16 protein-coding genes and 2 pseudogenes are annotated in these 18244 nt (G+C 68.1%); 15 read left to right on the top strand and 3 right to left on the bottom strand.

All coding sequences use genetic code 11. From position 1 onward, the window contains the following. The 4 genes and pseudogenes from R6V09_RS22980 to R6V09_RS22965 form a co-directional block, all read left to right on the top strand. Positions 1–390, top strand: a pseudogene (locus R6V09_RS22980) (amino acid permease); the annotation flags it as partial. 58 nt (positions 391–448) lie between these two features. After that, the gene (gene xseA, locus R6V09_RS22975; protein ID WP_317883324.1) at positions 449–1657 is read left to right on the top strand and encodes an exodeoxyribonuclease VII large subunit; all 1209 of its coding nucleotides are present in this window, start codon (positions 449–451) and stop codon (positions 1655–1657) included. A gap of 26 nt (positions 1658–1683) precedes the next feature. Next, on the top strand, positions 1684–1929 hold the full coding sequence (locus R6V09_RS22970) for an exodeoxyribonuclease VII small subunit (RefSeq protein ID WP_317883323.1): 246 nt from the start codon (positions 1684–1686) through the stop codon (positions 1927–1929). Positions 1930–2097: 168 nt separating this feature from the next. Continuing rightward, positions 2098–2688: a malonic semialdehyde reductase gene (locus R6V09_RS22965; RefSeq protein WP_317883322.1), complete on the top strand. Its 591-nt coding sequence runs from the start codon at positions 2098–2100 to the stop codon at positions 2686–2688. Between the two features lie 68 nt (positions 2689–2756). Here the strand turns inward: R6V09_RS22965 and R6V09_RS22960 are convergent, their stop codons facing one another. Beyond that, complete coding sequence (locus R6V09_RS22960; RefSeq protein ID WP_317883321.1) at positions 2757–3278, bottom strand: DUF4245 domain-containing protein; 522 nt, start codon at positions 3276–3278, stop codon at positions 2757–2759. Positions 3279–3404: 126 nt separating this feature from the next. On the opposite strand from R6V09_RS22960, the gene glpX reads away from it, so the two are divergent. Further along, the gene (glpX, locus tag R6V09_RS22955) at positions 3405–4439 is read left to right on the top strand and encodes a class II fructose-bisphosphatase (RefSeq protein WP_317883320.1); all 1035 of its coding nucleotides are present in this window, start codon (positions 3405–3407) and stop codon (positions 4437–4439) included. 200 nt (positions 4440–4639) lie between these two features. Here the strand turns inward: glpX and R6V09_RS22950 are convergent, their stop codons facing one another. Both R6V09_RS22950 and R6V09_RS22945 read right to left on the bottom strand, forming a co-directional pair. Next, positions 4640–5014 (bottom strand): WhiB family transcriptional regulator, encoded by a 375-nt coding sequence (locus R6V09_RS22950; RefSeq protein WP_026150672.1) that lies wholly within the window; start codon positions 5012–5014, stop codon positions 4640–4642. A 173-nt stretch (positions 5015–5187) separates the two neighbouring features. Beyond that, the gene (locus R6V09_RS22945; RefSeq protein WP_317883319.1) at positions 5188–5904 is read right to left on the bottom strand and encodes a DUF1707 SHOCT-like domain-containing protein; all 717 of its coding nucleotides are present in this window, start codon (positions 5902–5904) and stop codon (positions 5188–5190) included. A 179-nt stretch (positions 5905–6083) separates the two neighbouring features. Here R6V09_RS22945 and R6V09_RS22940 point away from each other — a divergent pair, with 179 nt between their 5' ends. From R6V09_RS22940 to R6V09_RS22895, 10 genes and pseudogenes are all read left to right on the top strand, one after another. After that, entirely contained in the window at positions 6084–7754 is a 1671-nt protein-coding gene (locus R6V09_RS22940) for a fumarate hydratase (protein WP_317883318.1), read from the top strand. 152 nt (positions 7755–7906) lie between these two features. Beyond that, positions 7907–8122, top strand: a complete 216-nt coding sequence (locus tag R6V09_RS22935) for a hypothetical protein (protein ID WP_317883317.1) — start codon at positions 7907–7909, stop codon at positions 8120–8122. Continuing rightward, positions 8109–8618: a DUF6879 family protein gene (locus R6V09_RS22930; RefSeq protein WP_317883316.1), complete on the top strand. Its 510-nt coding sequence runs from the start codon at positions 8109–8111 to the stop codon at positions 8616–8618. The genes R6V09_RS22935 and R6V09_RS22930 overlap by 14 nt, the downstream gene beginning before the upstream one ends. A 23-nt stretch (positions 8619–8641) precedes the next feature. Then, positions 8642–9448, top strand: a complete 807-nt coding sequence (locus R6V09_RS22925; protein ID WP_317883315.1) for a helix-turn-helix domain-containing protein — start codon at positions 8642–8644, stop codon at positions 9446–9448. Between the two features lie 301 nt (positions 9449–9749). Further along, positions 9750–10649, top strand: coding sequence for a radical SAM protein (locus R6V09_RS22920; RefSeq protein WP_317883314.1), 900 nt, complete (start codon positions 9750–9752; stop codon positions 10647–10649). A gap of 803 nt (positions 10650–11452) precedes the next feature. Continuing rightward, positions 11453–11923: a hypothetical protein gene (locus R6V09_RS22915; protein WP_317883313.1), complete on the top strand. Its 471-nt coding sequence runs from the start codon at positions 11453–11455 to the stop codon at positions 11921–11923. Between the two features lie 13 nt (positions 11924–11936). Continuing rightward, positions 11937–14963 (top strand): NACHT domain-containing protein, encoded by a 3027-nt coding sequence (locus R6V09_RS22910; RefSeq protein WP_317883312.1) that lies wholly within the window; start codon positions 11937–11939, stop codon positions 14961–14963. Between the two features lie 59 nt (positions 14964–15022). After that, positions 15023–16408: a class II fumarate hydratase gene (locus tag R6V09_RS22905; protein ID WP_317883311.1), complete on the top strand. Its 1386-nt coding sequence runs from the start codon at positions 15023–15025 to the stop codon at positions 16406–16408. A 72-nt stretch (positions 16409–16480) separates the two neighbouring features. After that, the gene (gene fomD, locus R6V09_RS22900; RefSeq protein WP_317883310.1) at positions 16481–17173 is read left to right on the top strand and encodes a cytidylyl-2-hydroxypropylphosphonate hydrolase; all 693 of its coding nucleotides are present in this window, start codon (positions 16481–16483) and stop codon (positions 17171–17173) included. Between the two features lie 301 nt (positions 17174–17474). Beyond that, positions 17475–18244, top strand: a pseudogene (locus tag R6V09_RS22895) (serine/threonine protein phosphatase); the annotation flags it as partial.

The raw sequence follows: 18244 nt of genomic DNA, 5'->3' as shown, positions 1-18244 counted from the left end.
CTGCCGCGGGCCCTGTCGTAGACCGAGGACGGGGTACCGCGGGTCGCGCTGCTGTCGGCGGCCCTCATCACGCTGATCGCGGCGGTCTGGGCGGCACGGCGCGACGACGGGCTCGACCACCTGGTGTCGGTCGTCGACATCGGCGCGCTGACCGCCTTCACGCTGCTGCACGCGAGCGTGGTGGGCTGGTTCGCGGTACGGCGCCGGGGCGGGCCGGTGGTGTGGTGGCGGCACGTGCTGGTGCCGGTGCTGGGCGCGGCGATCACCGTCGCGGTGATCGTGGAGGCGTCCGGAACCGCGCAGGTGGTGGGCGCGATCTGGTTGGCGATCGGGCTGGCGGTGCTCGCGGTGCAGAGCAACCGGAACAGGGCCGACGCGGAGACCAGTTGACGGTCACACGCTCCGCACCTCGACCGCGTTGTCAGAAGCGGCCGTTACTCTCGGGCGCATGGCTCTCAACACGGCTCCGGACGCCCCGCTCCCCGTCGGTGAGGTCTCCCGGCTGATCGGCGGGTGGATCGACCGGCTCGGCGCGGTGTGGGTCGAGGGGCAGATCACCCAGCTGTCCAGGCGCCCGGGTGCCGGTGTCGTGTTCCTGACGCTGCGCGACCCGTCGTACGACATCTCCGTGAGCGTGACCTGCTTCCGGCAGGTCTTCGACGAGATCGCCGATGTGGTCAGCGAGGGCGCGCGGGTGGTCGTACTCGCGAAGCCGGAGTGGTACGCGCCGCGCGGGCAGTTGTCGTTGCGGGCCACGGAGATAAGGCCGGTGGGGGTGGGTGAACTCCTCGCGCGGCTGGAGCAGTTGAAGAAGTCGCTGGCCGCGGAGGGGCTGTTCGCGGCCGACCGGAAGAAGCCGTTGCCCTTTCTGCCGCAGCTGATCGGGCTGGTCTGCGGACGTGCCTCGGCCGCCGAGCGCGATGTCCTGGAGAACGCGCGGCACCGCTGGCCCGCCGTCCGTTTCGAGGTGCGCAACGTGCCCGTGCAGGGTGTGCACGCCGTGCCGCAGGTGGTGCAGGCGGTGAAGGAGCTGGACGCGCTCGACGGTGTGGACGTGATCATCGTGGCGCGGGGCGGCGGCAGCGTGGAGGACCTGCTGCCGTTCTCCGACGAGCAGTTGGTACGGGCCGTGTCGGCCTGTCGTACGCCCGTGGTGTCCGCGATCGGGCACGAGCCCGACAACCCGCTCCTGGACTACGTGGCCGACCTGCGCGCCTCCACCCCCACCGACGCGGCGAAGAAGGTCGTACCGGACGTGGGTGAGGAGTACGAGCGTGTACGGCAGCTGCGGGACCGGGCGCGGCGGTGTGTGGTGGCGTTCGTCGACCGGGAGGAGCGCGGGCTGGCGCAGGCGCTGGCGCGGCCGTCGATAGAGGATCCGCACCGGATGATCGACGAGCGGGCGGATCATGTCGCCGCCCTCCTCGACCGCGGCCGGCGCACCCTCGGTCACCTTCTCGACCGCGCCGACTCGGAGCTGACCCACACGCACGCGCGCGTGGTGGCCCTCTCCCCCGCGGCGACCCTGAAGCGGGGGTACGCGGTGCTGCAGAAGGCCGACGGACACGCCGTCCGGGACCCGGAAGAGGTGACCGCGGACGAGGTGCTGCGAGCGCGGGTCGCCGAGGGTGAGTTCACGGTTCGGGTCGAGGCGTAGTTCCTGTTGATGCATAGGGTGGGCGGATGACCAGCAAGGTTGACGAAGGTGCCGGGACGGCAGAGGCACTCGGGTACGAGCAGGCGCGCGACGAGCTGATCGAGGTCGTACGGCGGCTGGAGGCGGGCGGTACGACGCTGGAGGAGTCGCTCGCGCTCTGGGAGCGCGGCGAGGAGCTGGCGAAGGTGTGCCGGCGCTGGCTGGACGGGGCCCGGGCGCGGCTGGACGCGGCGCTGGCGGAGGAAGAGACCGCGGAGGGCGACGCCGAGTAGTAGCGGCGGCTAGCGACTGCGACTAGCGGCAACAGTGGTTCGCTGTGAGGCGGATCACCATGCTCCGGTTTTGGTTGAACATTGAACCTCCTATCGCGTACGGTCGGTCTCGTCAGCCTATCCGGACCACGGTCCGGTTCCGGTTCCCGGCCCCGAGGAAGTTCTCGTATGTCTCTCGTTCTTGACCCCACCGCCCAGGACCTGCTGTTCCGCGAGGCCCGCACCGCGAACACCTTCACCGACGAGCCCGTGACCGACGAGCAGGTCCAGGCGATCTACGACCTGGTCAAGTACGGCCCGACCTCGATGAACCAGTCGCCGCTGCGCATCACCCTGGTCCGCTCCCCCGAGGCCCGCGAGCGCCTCGTCAAGCACCTCGCCGAGGGCAACCAGAAGAAGACCGCCGCCGCCCCGCTGGTCGCGATCCTCTCCGCGGACAACGAGTTCCACGAGGAACTGCCCAACCTGTTCCCGCACTTCCCGCAGGCCAAGGACGCCGTCTTCGGCGAGCGCTCGGTCCGTGAGGGCAACGCCGCGCTGAACGCCGCCCTCCAGGCCGCGTACTTCATCATCGGCATCCGCGCCGCCGGCCTCGCCGCCGGCCCGATGACCGGTCTCGACTTCGCGGGCGTCCAGAAGGAGTTCCTGGACGGCGACCACACCCCGTTCGTCGTCATCAACATCGGCAAGCCGGGCGAGGACGCCTGGTTCCCGCGCTCCCCGCGCCTGGAGTACGACGAGGTCGTCACCACCGTCTGAGTCGGCCCGGCCCTCCTGATGACATGACGAAGGCCCCCGGCATCACGCCGGGGGCCTTCGTCGCAGGCTCACTTCGTCTTGAGCGCCTTCGCCATCTCGGTCAGTTGGGCGAACGAGCCCGTGCCCGCCACGACCGTCGTCGAGCCCTTGTCCGCGAGCACGAGGGCGTCGTAGCGACCGCCGGTGTAGCGGGTCCAGGTGTGGCCGTCGATGTTCTGGGTGGTCTTCGTCGCGGCGCCGCCCTGGCTGGCGGTGTCGATGAAGTCGGACGGCTTCTGAGTCGACTGCTCTATCTGCACGTACTGACCACCGGGGGCACTGAACCCGAGGTGCCAGGCGTCGAACGCGGCGCCGTCGTAGCGGACCGAGGTCGCCTTCCAGGTCTTGGACAGGCCCTCCGGCGCCGCCACCGGGTACGGCGCCGCGCGGCGTGCCGTGAGCAGTTCCACGCGGTAGTCGACCCGCTTGACGTCCGGAGCGTGGTCGCTGTGCGGGATGAAGATGTAGACGATCGCCGCCGCGATCCCGATCAGGCCCAGGGAGAGAATCATGTCCCGGACCGTCTTCTGCTTGCCGTTCGAACCTGCCACGTCCCTATCGTCGCAGGTGCCCTGGTCCGCTCATCCGTGGGCCCCCCTGCTCATTTTGTCTGCCTGGCGATAGAGTCGGGGCCATACCCTCATCCGGCCGTCGTCGTATCAGAAAGGTGCGCTCCGATGACCGAGCATCATCATCTGCCGTCCGAACTCGAAGTCCCCTCCGAGGCCCCCGACCGCAACCTCGCCCTGGAACTCGTCCGGGTGACCGAAGCCGCCGCGATGGCCGCGGGCCGCTGGGTCGGGCGCGGTGACAAGAACGGCGCCGACGGTGCCGCCGTGCGTGCCATGCGGACCCTCGTCTCCACCGTCTCGATGAACGGCGTCGTCGTCATCGGCGAGGGCGAGAAGGACGAGGCGCCGATGCTCTTCAACGGCGAGCGGGTCGGTGACGGGACCGGGCCGGAGTGCGACATCGCCGTCGACCCGATCGACGGGACCACCCTCAACGCCAAGGGCATGCCGAACGCGATCGCCGTGCTGGCCGCCGCGGACCGCGGTTCGATGTTCGACCCGTCCGCCGTCTTCTACATGGACAAGCTCGTCGCCGGGCCCGAGGCCGCCGAGTTCGTCGACATCGAGGCCCCGATCTCGGTGAACATCCGCCGGGTCGCCAAGGCCAAGCGGGTCACGCCCGAGGACGTCACCGTCGTCGTGCTGGACCGGCCGCGGCACGACGGCATCATCAAGGAGATCCGGGAGACCGGTGCGCGGATCAAGCTGATCTCCGACGGCGATGTCGCGGGCTCGATCCTGGCGCTGCGCGAGGGCACCGGCGTGGACCTGCTGCTCGGCATCGGCGGCACACCCGAGGGCATCATCTCGGCCTGTGCCGTGAAGTGCCTGGGGGGCGTGATCCAGGGCAAGTTGTGGCCCAAGGACGACGCCGAGCGGCAGCGGGCCCTGGACGCGGGGCACGATCTGGACCGTGTGCTGACCACGGACGACCTGGTGTCGGGCGAGAACGTGTTCTTCGTCGCGACCGGGATCACGGACGGGGAACTGCTGCGGGGTGTGCGGTACCGCGCGGAGACCGCGACGACCGACTCGATCGTGATGCGGTCGAAGTCCGGGACTGTGCGGCGGATCGACTCGGAGCACCGGTTGAGCAAGCTGCGGGCGTACAGCGCGATTGACTTTGACCGGGCCAAGTAACGCACCTAAGAGCAAGTAACGCGCCTAAGAGTGGGGTTCTGCGGACCATTGGCGAGTGCGGGTCCGCTGTGGCTGGTCGCGCAGTTCCCCGCGCCCCTTAGTGGGTTGCCCTGGCCGGCGACTACAAGGCGCCCCTGGTGGGTTGGGAGTCCTGCCCGGCAATGAAAAGGCGCCCCCTGGTGCGGAGGGGGCGCCTTTCGTCATCCTGCCGCCGCTATGCGGCCCGCCGCGCGCGCCTTCTGGAGTTCCAGGTCGCGACGGCGGCGCCTGGCCAGGACCACGCGGCGTTCGGCGGCGGTGAGGCCGCCCCAGACGCCGTAGGGCTCGGGTTGGAGGAGGGCGTGCTCCCGGCACTCGACCATGACCGGACAGCGGGCGCAGACGCGCTTGGCGGCGTCCTCACGGGAGAGTCGGGCGGCGGTGGGTTCCTTGGAGGGTGCGAAGAACAGGCCGGCCTCGTCGCGCCGGCACACCGCTTCGGTGTGCCATGGAGCGTCTTGGTCCCTGTCTCGCGCAGGCACCCGCTGGGCCGGAACAGCAGCTACCTGCAGGGACGAATGCGGCGGTTGCAGCACGGTCTACTCCTGACGACGGCTTCGCGAGCGAGAGACGATGCAGCAAGGCCTACCCGCTGTGCGCGCGCCTATGCACTGAGTTCCGAACCGCTGGTTTCCGTGCGCTTGTGCGCGATGTCAGGGGCGGACCGGCGTGGACCGATCAGCTCCACATGTGTCCCGATTCACAACCGTCAACGGTCCAGGTGTTTGCGCAAATTCTTGTCGACCTTGCGCTGAACCCGATCGAGAATGTCCGCAACGAGCTTGCCGCGCTTGGGTTTTGCCTCGATGTTTCCGAGTACGGCCCACCCGTCGACGTAGATCACGGGCGCGTCCGGCTCCAGTGAGTCCAGCGTGTCCACCTCGAAGTTGCCGAGGACTCCGCCGCCGGTGCCGCGCAGCGACACGTTCTCCGGGACGCGGATCTCGACGTTGCCGAAGACCGAGATGGCCTTGATGACGACCTGCTGGTACTCGAAGATCGCCTCGCTGAGGTCGATCTCGACGCTGCCGAACACGGCGTACGCGTGCATGCGGCGGCCGGCGCGCCAGCGGCCCTTGCGCATGGCGGAGCTGAACACCGCCACCACGTGTCCGTCGGCCTCGGCCGGGATCGCGCCCTCCGTCGGGCGGTTCGGTGCGGGGCTGTACGACGAGGCCGTCGCCCGGTGCCCATGGGCGGCCGGCAGATCCTGGATGAAGACCTCCAGCTCACCGACCGTCTTGGCGCTCAGCACCCCCTCGACCCGCTCGGCGTGCTCGTCGGCGGTCAGCCGCCCCTCGGCCAGGGCGTCGCGCAGGATGTCGGCGATGCGGTCACGGTCGGCGTCCGAGGCGCGCAGCTGAGCGGCGGCGGGCGCGGGCTGCGGGGCCGTGGGCGCGGATGCGGGCTGCTTCTGAAGGTCCACGACAGCAGAGTACCGAAACGCGATAGATCGCGACTAGGGGTGTGGACAACGTTGGCGTGGCGTAGGCCGTGGCGAACTGAGCCTTACCTCACAAGCTCGGTGTCAGTGGCAGGTTCTACGCTGGTGGGCGCCCGCCAGTGTCGGCGGGCGGCCGTCTGTCGAGTGAGGAATGGGCTGCGATGCCTGAGTTCGCGTACACCGATCTGCTCCCCATGGGAGAGGACACCACCCCGTACCGGCTGGTGACCTCCGAGGGTGTCTCCACCTTCGAGGCCGACGGGCGGACGTTCCTCAAGGTCGAGCCGGAGGCGCTGCGCAAGCTGGCGGCCGAGGCGATCCACGACATCCAGCACTATCTGCGGCCGGCCCACCTCGCGCAGCTGCGCCGGATCATCGACGACCCCGAGGCGTCGAACAACGACAAGTTCGTGGCGCTGGACCTCCTGAAGAACGCGAACATCGCGGCGGCCGGCGTGCTGCCCATGTGCCAGGACACCGGCACGGCGATCGTGATGGGCAAGCGCGGACAGAACGTCCTCACGGAGGGCGGCGACGAGTCGGCCCTGTCCCGCGGCATCTACGACGCGTACCTGAACCTCAACCTCCGGTACTCGCAGATGGCCCCGCTGACCATGTGGGACGAGAAGAACACCGGGTCGAACCTGCCCGCCCAGATCGAGCTGTACGCGACCGACGGCGGCGCCTACAAGTTCCTGTTCATGGCGAAGGGCGGCGGCTCGGCCAACAAGAGCTTCCTCTACCAGGAGACGAAGGCGGTCCTCAACGAGGGCTCCATGATGAAGTTCCTGGAGGAGAAGATCCGTTCGCTGGGTACGGCGGCCTGCCCGCCGTACCACCTGGCGATCGTGGTCGGCGGTACGAGCGCCGAGTACGCGCTGAAGACCGCGAAGTACGCCTCCGCGCACTACCTGGACGAGATCCCGGCCGAGGGTTCGGAGCTGGGCCACGGCTTCCGGGACAAGGACCTGGAGCAGAAGGTCTTCGAGCTGACGCAGCGGATCGGGATCGGGGCGCAGTTCGGCGGCAAGTACTTCTGTCACGACGTGCGTGTGGTGCGCCTCCCCCGGCACGGCGCGTCCTGCCCGGTCGCCATCGCCGTGTCCTGCTCGGCCGACCGCCAGGCCGTCGCGAAGATCACGGCCGAGGGCGTCTTCCTGGAGCAGCTGGAGACCGACCCGGCGCGCTTCCTGCCGGAGACCACGGACGAGCACCTGGACTCCGCCGAAGAAGGCGTCGTCCGGATCGACCTCAACCAGCCCATGGACGACATCCTCGCCGAGCTGACCAAGTACCCGGTCAAGACCCGGCTCTCGCTCTCCGGCCCGCTGGTCGTGGCCCGCGACATCGCGCACGCCAAGATCAAGGAACGGCTGGACGCGGGCGAGGAGATGCCGCAGTACCTGAAGGACCACCCGGTGTACTACGCGGGCCCGGCGAAGACCCCCGAGGGCTACGCGTCCGGCTCCTTCGGCCCGACCACGGCCGGTCGCATGGACTCCTACGTCGAGCAGTTCCAGGCGGCGGGCGGCTCCAAGGTGATGCTCGCCAAGGGCAACCGCAGCAAACAGGTCACCGACGCGTGCGACGTGCACGGCGGTTTCTATCTCGGCTCGATCGGCGGGCCCGCGGCCCGGCTCGCCCAGGACTGCATCAAGAAGGTCGAGGTCGTCGAGTACGAGGAACTCGGCATGGAGGCGGTCTGGAAGATCGAGGTCGAGGACTTCCCGGCGTTCGTCGTCGTCGACGACAAGGGCAACGACTTCTTCCAGGATCCGGCACCGGAGCCGACGTTCACGCATATTCCGGTGCGGGGGCCGGGCCTCGGCTGATCTGGCGACGGCACCTCAGAGAGCCCCTGGCCGTCGGCTGGGGGCTCTGTTGTTGCTGCTTTCCTGTTCTGGAAAGCCGAGAGTCTTGACCTTGATCGCGGCCACTCGGAACCATCGAACGTGACAAGGACTGTCGACCTGGGGGGCACACGATGACTGAGCCGCTGCGGAAGTTGTCAGGAGACCCGGAGTGCAAGAACGGGACGTGCCCCACGCTGTGGGCCAAGACAGCGAGCGGGGACTACGTGGTTCAGGGCTACGCCGTGACCGACCCGGCGGAGCTTGCACAACTCGACCTACCCGAGGGCGAGACGGCTGTACGCGTTCCCGCCGCAGTGCTTGAGGAGTACTTCAGTGCTCAGCGGTGAGGAGTTCGGCCACATCTTCGAGACCTTCGAGCGGACGGCGTTCCGTCTGGAGACGTTGGACGAGTACGACGTAGATGAGGAGCGCGAGGAAATCGTGCGATTCCTCGCGGGTGAGGACATGGGCCCGGAGTGGGACGACAACCCTTGGGTGCGGTCCATGACCGACAAGGGCAAGCAGGTGTCCCGCGTTCACGTCCTGCGGTCCCCGCTGACTGAGTATCTGCGGTACGAACTGGCCGCGTACCCCGGCAACATCAAGGCCGGGGAATCCATCGGGATCATCGACCTGGCCGAGCAGAACGTTTCCGGCCTTCCTGATCACGATTTCTGGTTGGTGGACGACCGTGACGTCTACCGCATGCACTACACCGCTGAGGGAGAGTTCACGGGGGCAGAACTTCTGCCCCCGGACAGGCTCACGGAGTACCAGGGTTACCGTGACAGCGCCCTGATGGCTGCCACGCCGTTCGCTACTTACTGGGAGCGGCACCACTGACCAGCGACTCACTTGGAACAGCCTTGCGGGCACTACGGGAAACATCGGGACTCACCGGTGACGTAGTGGCTCGTAGGGCTTCCATGTCTGCTGGGAAGCTCTCCAAGATTGAGAACGGGAAGGTTCGGCCGACAGTCCAAGACGTCGACCTGATCCTGTCGGCTCTCGGGGTGTCTCAGGCGGTGAAGGACGAGTTCCTGGCCACGGCCCGCACCGAGGCCACGGAAGCCATGGCGTGGCGCCTGCTCCGCCGTATGGGTCCCTGGAAGCACCAGAACACCATCAAGGCCATCGAGGCGAGCACGCAGATGCTCAGGCTGTTTCAGGGGCAGTTGGTACCGGGGCTTCTCCAGACCCCGGAGTACGCGTCAGCCGTATTCAGCGTGCCTCCAGCTTTGCCCGCCGAGACCAGGGCGCGGACGGTGGCCGCCAGGATCGAACGGCAAGAGACCTTGCACGACCCCGAACGAACTTTTCGGTTCCTCATCTGCGAGCACGTCCTTCGATGGCGCGTGCCGTCCCTGATGGTCCTCGCACTGCAACTCGACCGCATCGTGTCCCTGTCACGTCTCCCCAACGTCAGCATCGGGGTGCTGCCGCTTGACGCACCCATGCCGGACTTCCCGATGACGTGCTTCAGCCTCCACGACGACCGGCTAGTGATCGCGGAGACCTTCCACTCAGAGATCACCACCCGCGATCCGAAGGACGTACAGACGTACGTCGACACCTTCGAGAGGTTCGCCGCAGTAGCCGTCTACGGCGACGAAATGAGAACCCTGGTCGAGCACATCCGAGACGGGTTCTTGCCTCAACAGGAAAGAACCTAGGACCAGTTCGCCTGCGCCGTGACGATGGTTCCCGAGCGAAAGAGACACGGGAAAGGTCCGACGACATGTTGATGGCTGAAAAGACAACTCAGAATGCGCCCGAACTCGAACCTGTCGGAGTCGATGGGCGCATGACGTGCGCCGCACTCTGCCATTCCCGCGAAGCTGTCCGAGTGAGGCCATCGACCTGCCCCTATCGGCACCTGCAATAACCAGAAAAGGTTCCTGTTCATTGTGTGCCGGAGGGCATCTCTTGCCCCGCGCTCGGTGCGCGAACTCGAAATCCGCAAGGAGTCCTGCAATGAGTGCTGCCGAGAACCCCCTGCAATTCGCATGGTTGGAAGTCACAGGGCTCTGCAATGAGTTCTGCACCCACTGTTACGCGGACTCGTCGCCCAAGAGCACGCACGGCACCATGACGGCAGAGGACTGGCTACGCGTCATCAGTGAACTTGCAGACATGGGAGTGCCCGACGTTCAGTTCATCGGTGGAGAGCCAACGCTCCACCCGGATCTTCCGAAGTTCATCCAACACGCCTACGGACTTGGGCTTTCGGTTGAGGTGTTCTCCAACATGACACATATCCGGGATTTACTATGGGAGACCTTCGTCGAGTGTGACGTTCGACTCGCAACGTCGTACTACTCGGACAGTGCCGAGGACCACGACGCCGTAACCAAGCTGCGGGGCTCACACAAACGTACCCGCGCCAACATCGAAAAGGCGCTGGCACTTGGTGTTCCGATTCGGGGCGGGGTCGTCGCGGTGCGAAAGGAGCAGCGCGTTTTCGAGGCAACCCAGGATCTTCTGAGCCTCGGTGTCGAAACGGTCGGCGGAGACCGCATGCGGGCGTTCGGCCGGGGGAGCAGCGGGGCCGCACCAACAATCGCTGACCTATGTGGGCACTGCGCACATAAAAAATGCGCCATCTTACCGACAGGAGACGTTGCGCCTTGCGTGCTCGGCCGCTTCCTGAACATCGGGAACGTGAAGAATGCTCCGCTCTTCGAGATCTGGGGCGGGTCACGCATCAGTGAGGTGCTGGCCGATATCCGGGCCGTTCTCGGGGATGGAGCGCAGTCGTGCACTCCTCCTCAATTCCTGCCCATGTGTGGGCCGTGCGGCCCGTGTGTTCCGTCCGTGGCACACTGCGACCCCAGGGAGGCGCAGAGCGCCGCTACGATCGGCGCACCGGCTTGACCCGCTGCGATGATCAGGAGTGCAAGCATGGAGGATCACGGAGACGACTTCGGGCCGTGGGGATGGGAGAGCACCCACGCCCCCGTACAACGGACCGACGAGGAATGGGCCACGATCGCGCGCTACGTTCGGCACGCGGCGAACAAGCTAGGTCCCCAACTCCCTCTGTGCCTTCCCGGCGAGCCGCAGGAATGCGGACGGACCGCTCAGCAACATGTCGTGGTCTGGTCCGCACATCTCAAGGCCGTAGCGCATCACTTGATCGAGCAGTCGACGCCGAGTGAGGCCAGGGGCGCGCATGCGGTCGGCCCGCTGTATCAGCGTCGCCTCGCGGAGTTGAGAGCGGAAAGCACGCCAGAGCCCGCCTCACGCTGATCGGCGCACCCAAGAAATGCCCCTGCCCGTACGTCCTCCCCCGGGGCGTGCGGGCAGGGCTTTGTACATATCCGTCCGGTGCCGCTCAGGGGCGGCTACAGAAGTCGCCAAAGGGGTGGCACTAAATCTCGGAGAGCCGGGCATTCCCCAGCACCCTCGGGTTAGAGATCATGCGCGGACAGTGCCGGGGCTGCCGTGAGACGAACAATCCAAACGACTTCTTCCAGGACCCGGCACCGGAGCCGGCGTTCACGCACATTCCGGTGCGGGGGCCGGGGCCGGCCTGAGCAAGTGACGGACGCCCGCCCCTGGCGACAGCAGGGGTGGGAGTCTCAGGCGGGGCCCGCCAGGGCAATGCGGTTGTTCGTGATGTCAACGGGGCCTGCCGGGCCCTACCCTGATGGCCTGTCACTCTCGGGGGAGCGCGCATGACCTTCGACCAGTCCTCCTGGCAGCTCAACAACAGCCGGGTTTTCAACATCGCGGGCGATCTGCGTCTGACCGAGCAGAGCGGGCCGGCGGAGTTCGCCGAAGCGATCGCCGAACTGCGGTCACGTATCGGGGCGTTGGAGGGAGTAACGGAGTCCGAACGCGCGGCTCTCGACGCGGAACTCGCCGGCATCGCCGGGGACGCCCTCGAAGGCGCGGGGGAGGTCGCCGACGGTACGGCCGCCGAACCGGACGCGGAGGGCTCGGACGACCCGGAGGCTCCCGAGGCCGAGTCCGACGACCCGGAGGACGCCGATGCCGCGCGCGACGGGACGGACGACGCCGTCACCGGTCGGCTGACCCGGTTCGCCAACCGGCTGCGCGCCCTGCGCGGCACCGCCGCCGCGGCCACCGAACTGGGCAACACCGTGGACGAGCTGGCCCGCTGGGCCGGCGGCCACCACTTTTGATCGGCCCCGTGCGATGCGGGGATCCGACGCGGCACAACCGGGCTACGAGCAGCCGAACTGGCATGCGGAGACCGTCATCAACGCGGGCGCCGTCCACCTTCCCGGAAGCTCCGGCCAACCACTCGGCGGGGCACCCGAGGGGGTCCCTCCGCCGCCTCCGGACGCCGCGGGCTTCCGGCGGTCACTGGCGCGGCTGCTGCTGCGCAAGCTGACCTCCACGCTCGACGAAATGCACTGGCTGGACGACAAGTTGGTCGAGCTGTCCGCGATCGTCGAAGACGTCGACGGCCGTACGGTGACCAGTCGCCGCCGCGGTCCCCTGAGGTGGCGCGAGCGCTCGGCGGTCAGACCACTGCCGCAGGTACTGGCCCACCCCGAGACCGACCTCATCCTCCTCCAGGGCGGCGCGGGCGCGGGCAAGAGCGTGGCGCTGCGTCAGCACGCCATGGCGCAGTTGGAGGAGATCGCCGAGGGCCGCGCCCCGGAAGGGCCCCTGCCGCTCTACGTCAACCTCCGCGAGCTCAGGGCGAAACCTCATGAAATCAACACCGATGTACTGCGGCGGTACATCATGGCGCAGACCGGACCACGGGGCAGCAGCGCCGTCGCGACGTACTTCGCCCACTGCTTCACGGAGGACCTGCAGCAGCGACGGGTCACCCTGCTGCTCGACTCCTTCGACGAGATCCCGGCCGTACTCGACAGTCCGACGATCGACGCCGCCGTGGCACCGTACATCCAGACCGTCATCGAACTCGTCGAGGGCGGCGGGCGGTGCGTGGTCGCCGCACGGGAGTACAAGGGCCCACGCGCGTCGGGCTGGACCCGGCTCCAACTCCTCGGCATGGATCCGGAACAGCAGGAGGAATTCCTGCGCAGACTCGGTTTCGAGGAGCCCGATTTCGCGCGCGTGCAGGCACTGCTGACGGACCCGCGCCGGGGGTTCGCGACCGAGCTGCGGAATCCGCTCAGCCTGCATCTCCTCGCCACGTACGTACGGGAGATGGACGCCGTACCGGACCGTCCGAGCGCGTTGTTCGAGGAGTACGCCGCGTCGCGGCTGCGCAAGGCACTGCCGTCGGCGGTCGGCCTTGACGGCCGTGAGCCCAGCGGTCGAGCCGGTGGACTGCAGCGTCGGATCGAGGACTTCCTCGCCCGCTTCGCGTTCCAGCTCACCAGGACGCGGGGCGGACTGTCCGTGGACGAGCGGACCTTCCGGGACGAGATCACCCGGGACGCCGGAGATCCCGCGACCCACGACCTGATGATCCGCGTGCTGGAGGAGTCGCGGATCCTGGTCTCCTCCCCGGAAGAGCCGATGGGCAGCGAGAGCGGCGCGGGATCCGCCGAGCAGTCCGGCCGTAGGGTGTTCTTCGGCCATCGGCGCGTCCTCCAGCACTTCGCCAGCCGGTACGTGGCCGAGCACCCGTCGGCCGTACCGCCCCGTGAACTGGCGACGAGCGGGCAGTGGCGCGAGACCGCGGTGACCGTGCTCCAGGACGGTACCGCCGAGGTCACGGACCCGCTGCTGGAGGCGCTGAGCGAGGCCTTGGCCGACGAGCGGAACCAGGCGGACCGGGCCGACGCGGAGGAATTCACCTGGTCACCGGGGGCCGTACACACCCTGGAACTGCTGACGGCCGCCTACCAAAGCCGGCCGGAGTTGCCGCACGCCCCCGTGCGGATGCTGGTCGAGGACCTCGTGGCGAGGGCGTGGAAACACGGGAGCATTAGCGACCGTAAGTTCGCCCTGGACTGCATACCGCTGCTCTCCGAGGGAATGCGCCAGTCGTACGTGGAGGCAGCGTTCGCCGGCAAGAGCAACTGGCTGCGGATGACGGCTCTGCGGGACTGCGCCATGTTGCCCGAGGTGCCGGAGACAGTGCGGAGGGCTGTCCGCAGGCTGCTGGTCACGCGTCTCGGGGAAAAGAAGACAACGCCCTCAGAGACGCGAGCGTTCGACGGGGATCTGCGGCGCTTGCGCGTGGACGAGGATCTGGTCGCGCTGCGGAGGCTCGTGGACTTGGCGCCCAAGGGGGTCGTTTTCTGGGGCGCGTTCAGCGCGTTGTTCCTGGCGTTTTCCGACACGTCGCGTCTGGTGAACATGCTGACAGGCCTTCTGATGAGCTCGGGCCTGTTTCTTGGCACTTCCTGGATTCTTTTCTGGTGCGTCCAGGCCAGCGAGCCGCTGTCCTATGGAGCACGGCGGCGCCGGATCCACAGGTTTCTGGAACAGGGCGGCCTCCGAGTGACAAGGATCCATCTCGGATGGCTCGTAGTGTGCATCGCCCTCGGAACCGGGGCTATGTGTGTACTGGCGCTGGGAATCCTGGGCCTGCTGTTCGCAAGGACGTACTGGCTCGTCTGGGCACCGGTCTGGGTACTGCTGACCTTCTACACCATCCTGTGGGGTCCCAGCCTCCTCTACGCGGTTCGTCGGGCCTCTCCCTCCTGGCGATTCAGCGTGACGAGAGTGGTGCTCGTCGTGCCGTACGTCCTCATGTCCAAAAACGATCTGGTTCGCAGGCTGTTGAAGAAGAGGCCCAGCCTCCGCGAAGTACTGGCGAGCATGGCGATCCTGCCGGCGCTAGGTCTAGCGGTCGGCATCGGCGACGCGCTGACACGGGTCCGGCTCTCACCACGGGCGCTCCAGGTCCTCATTGCGATCACGGCCTGCGCACTCGCATACATGTTCGCCCGCCCCTTCTACCGCGAACTCCGCCGCCACCGCGCCCTGAACCGCGCCATCGCGCACGGATCCCCCGGCGGCCCCGCCTTCTTCACCTCCCTGTTCGGTCTCCGCGACGCGAAGGAAGCCTCCGACTACGTGTCGCGCATCCGTACCGTGCCCCGCGGCGCCCCCCTAGACCTGGACCGCCAAACCCTGCGCCGCTGCATCGCCCTCCTCCAAGACGACTCCCCCGCCGAGTCCGTCCCCGGAATCTCCCCCGAAGCCCTCGCCCAGCTGACCAAATGGCGGGACGACAGTCGGCTGCTCGACGAGCTGGGGCGGCTGGACGAGCAGCTCCGCACCCGCTGACCGGACCATTCGACAGACCGGCCCCGGAACATCCCCACCCTCCCAGTCGATATACAGGTATGAGCGACTACCGCATCGAGCACGACTCCATGGGCGAGGTACAGGTCCCCGCGAACGCGAAGTGGCGTGCCCAGACCCAGCGCGCCGTGGAGAACTTCCCGATCTCCGGCCAACGCATCGAGCGCGCCCACATCCAGGCACTGGCCCGCATCAAGGGTGCCGCCGCCAAGGTGAACGCCGAGTTGGGCGTGCTCGACAAGGACATCGCGGAGGCGATCCAGGAGGCGGCCCGTGAGGTCGCCGGCGGGGCGTGGGACGAGCACTTTCCCATCGACGTGTTCCAGACGGGGTCCGGCACCTCGTCCAACATGAACACCAACGAGGTGATCGCGACCCTCGCGACCGAGCGGCTCGGGCGCGATGTGCATCCGAACGACCACGTCAACGCCTCGCAGTCGTCCAACGACGTCTTCCCGTCCAGCATTCACATCGCGGCCACCGGGGCCGTGATCCACGACCTGATCCCGGCCCTGGAGCATCTCGCGGGCGCGCTGTCGCGCAAGTCCGTCGAGTTCGCCGATGTGGTGAAGTCCGGGCGGACCCATCTGATGGACGCCACGCCCGTGACGCTGGGGCAGGAGTTCGGCGGGTACGCGGCCCAAGTGCGGTACGGCGTCGAGCGGTTGGAGGCCTCGCTGCCGCGGCTGGCGGAGTTGCCGCTCGGGGGTACCGCCGTCGGGACCGGGATCAACACCCCGCCCGGGTTCTCGGCCGCCGTGATCGCGGAGGTCGCCCTCGTCACCGGGCTGCCGCTGACCGAGGCGCGGGACCACTTCGAGGCGCAGGGTGCCCGGGACGGGATCGTCGAGACCAGCGGGCAGTTGCGGACCATCGCCGTAGGGCTGACGAAGATCGCGAACGATCTGCGGTGGATGGCGTCCGGGCCGCGGACGGGGCTCTCGGAGATCTCGCTGCCGGATCTGCAGCCGGGGTCGTCGATCATGCCCGGCAAGGTCAATCCGGTGATTCCGGAGGCCGTGCTGATGGTCGCCGCGCAGGTCGTGGGCAATGACGCGACCGTCGCCACCGCAGGGGCCGCAGGCAACTTCGAGCTCAATGTGATGCTGCCGGTGATCGCCAAGAATGTCCTGGAGTCGATCAGGCTGCTCGCCAATGTGTCGCGGCTGCTGGCCGACCGGACCGTCGACGGGATCGTCGCGCACCGGGAGCGCGCGCGTGAATACGCGGAGTCGTCGCCGTCCGTCGTCACCCCGCTGAACAAGTACATCGGGTACGAGGAGGCCGCCAAAGTGGCCAAGAAGGCACTGGCGGAGCGGAAGACGATCCGCCAAGTCGTGCTGGAGAACGGCTATGTGGAGCGCGGTGACCTGACCGTCGCGCAGCTCGACGAGGCTCTCGATGTCCTGCGGATGACGCGTCCGTAACCAATTGTCGCCATGGCGAGAACCGTGACGCGCGCCGCAGCGTCGTATGCCCGGGGCACCTAATATCTGTTCATGGCAGACGGTGGAGCGGTGAGAGCGGTGGAAGCGGGTACGTCTACGGCCTTCTGGGCGCCCGGGAGTCAGATCCTGTGGCGCTATCGGGAGAACGCGGGACCGCGCTTCCACATCGCCCGCCCCGTCACGGTCGTCCGCGACGACGAGGAGCTGCTCGCGGTCTGGATGGCGCCCGGCACCGAGTGTGTGAAGCCGGTGCTCGCGGACGGTACGTCTGTGCACGCGGAGCCGCTGGAGACCCGGTACACCAAGCCGCGCACGGTGCAGTTGGACCGCTGGTTCGGTACGGGCGTGCTGAAGCTGGCGCGGCCCGGTGAGCCGTGGTCGGTGTGGCTTTTCTGGGAGCCGGGATGGCGGTTCAAGAACTGGTACGTGAACCTTGAGGAACCGCTGGCCCGTTGGGCGGGCGGGGTCGACTCCGAGGATCACTTCCTGGACATCACCGTGGAGCCGGACCGGAGTTGGCAGTGGCGTGACGAGGACGAGTTCGCGCAGGCCCAGCGGGACGGGCTGATGGATTCCCAACTCGCGGAGCGGGTACGGGAAGCGGGCTGGTCGGCGGTGGAAGTGATCCGTAAGTGGGGGGCGCCGTTCGCGGACGGCTGGCAGCACTGGCGCCCGGATCCGTCCTGGGCTGTACCTTCACTTCCGGAGGACTGGGACCGCACCCCCGCGCACATGTCCACATGAGACCCTTGATGCGCCCCCGGTGCGCAACCGTAGGATCGTCCTCCGCAAGGGCACCGCACAACTCCCGGGGCAGCTACCGGGACTGACCAGATGTCACCGAGGGGCGGCAGGACGTGAGCGAGGGGTACGAGGGCAACACCGGCGACACCGGTCCTGCGGGCCGCCGGTCCACCGGCGGCACAGGAACAGCCTCTGACCACGCGGGAATTCCGTTCCTGGGGCACGTATTCCGGGTATCGGCATTTCGGCGGGACGATCCGCACGTATCGCGTGCGGTCCCGGACGGACGGATTCGACACGCGTGACGGAGCACCCCACCTCCTTCGAGCGCCCACAGGGCGCCGACCCCACGGACCCCCGTGGGGCGCTTCTGCGTACCTCGACGCCGCCGCCAAGGCCGTCCGGTGCCCCGGCCTTACCGGCTCAGGCACGCACCGGTGAGCCGTCCTCGGCGCCGGGTACGAGCACGTCCCGCGCCAAGGGGAAGGACCCGGCAGGTACCCCTGTGAAGCCCGACACCGCAGGTGGCTCCGAGCACTCCCAGCCCTCGGCCGCCGAACCCGACGCCCACCGTCCGCGCCCCGCACCCGAGGGCATCCCGGCCCAGCCGGGCGGCGGCGAGGTCTCCGACACCGCCGCCAAGGAGCGCCGTACGGGACAGGGACTGCCCCCGGGCGGTCCCATGCCGATGCGGCGGGACGGGGACCGGCTGCGCTTCGTGGGCGCCGCGACCCGGCGGATCGCCCGCGGTATCGACCTGGACGAGATCGTGATGGGGCTGTGCCGGGCGACCGTGCCGACCTTCTCGGACGCGATCCTGGTCTATCTGCGCGACCCGCTGCCGGTGGGCGACGAACGGCCCACGGGTCCGGTCGTGCTGCGGCTGCGCCGCACCGACCGGATCCCGGAGGAGCGGGACGCGGACAGCGGCTTCATGCCCGCGCTCCAGCCGGAGCAGCCGTCCGAACTGTCGGCGGTCACAGCCGAGTTGTGCGAGGTCCGGCCCGGCGGCGCGCTGAACGAGGTACTGCGGGGCGTACGGCCGGTCTTCGCCGACTCGCCCGCCGCCCG

It is taken from the genome of Streptomyces sp. W16 (genome assembly GCF_033194735.1).
Lineage (GTDB): Bacteria > Actinomycetota > Actinomycetes > Streptomycetales > Streptomycetaceae > Streptomyces.
This window is presented reverse-complemented; position numbering and strand designations above follow the sequence as displayed.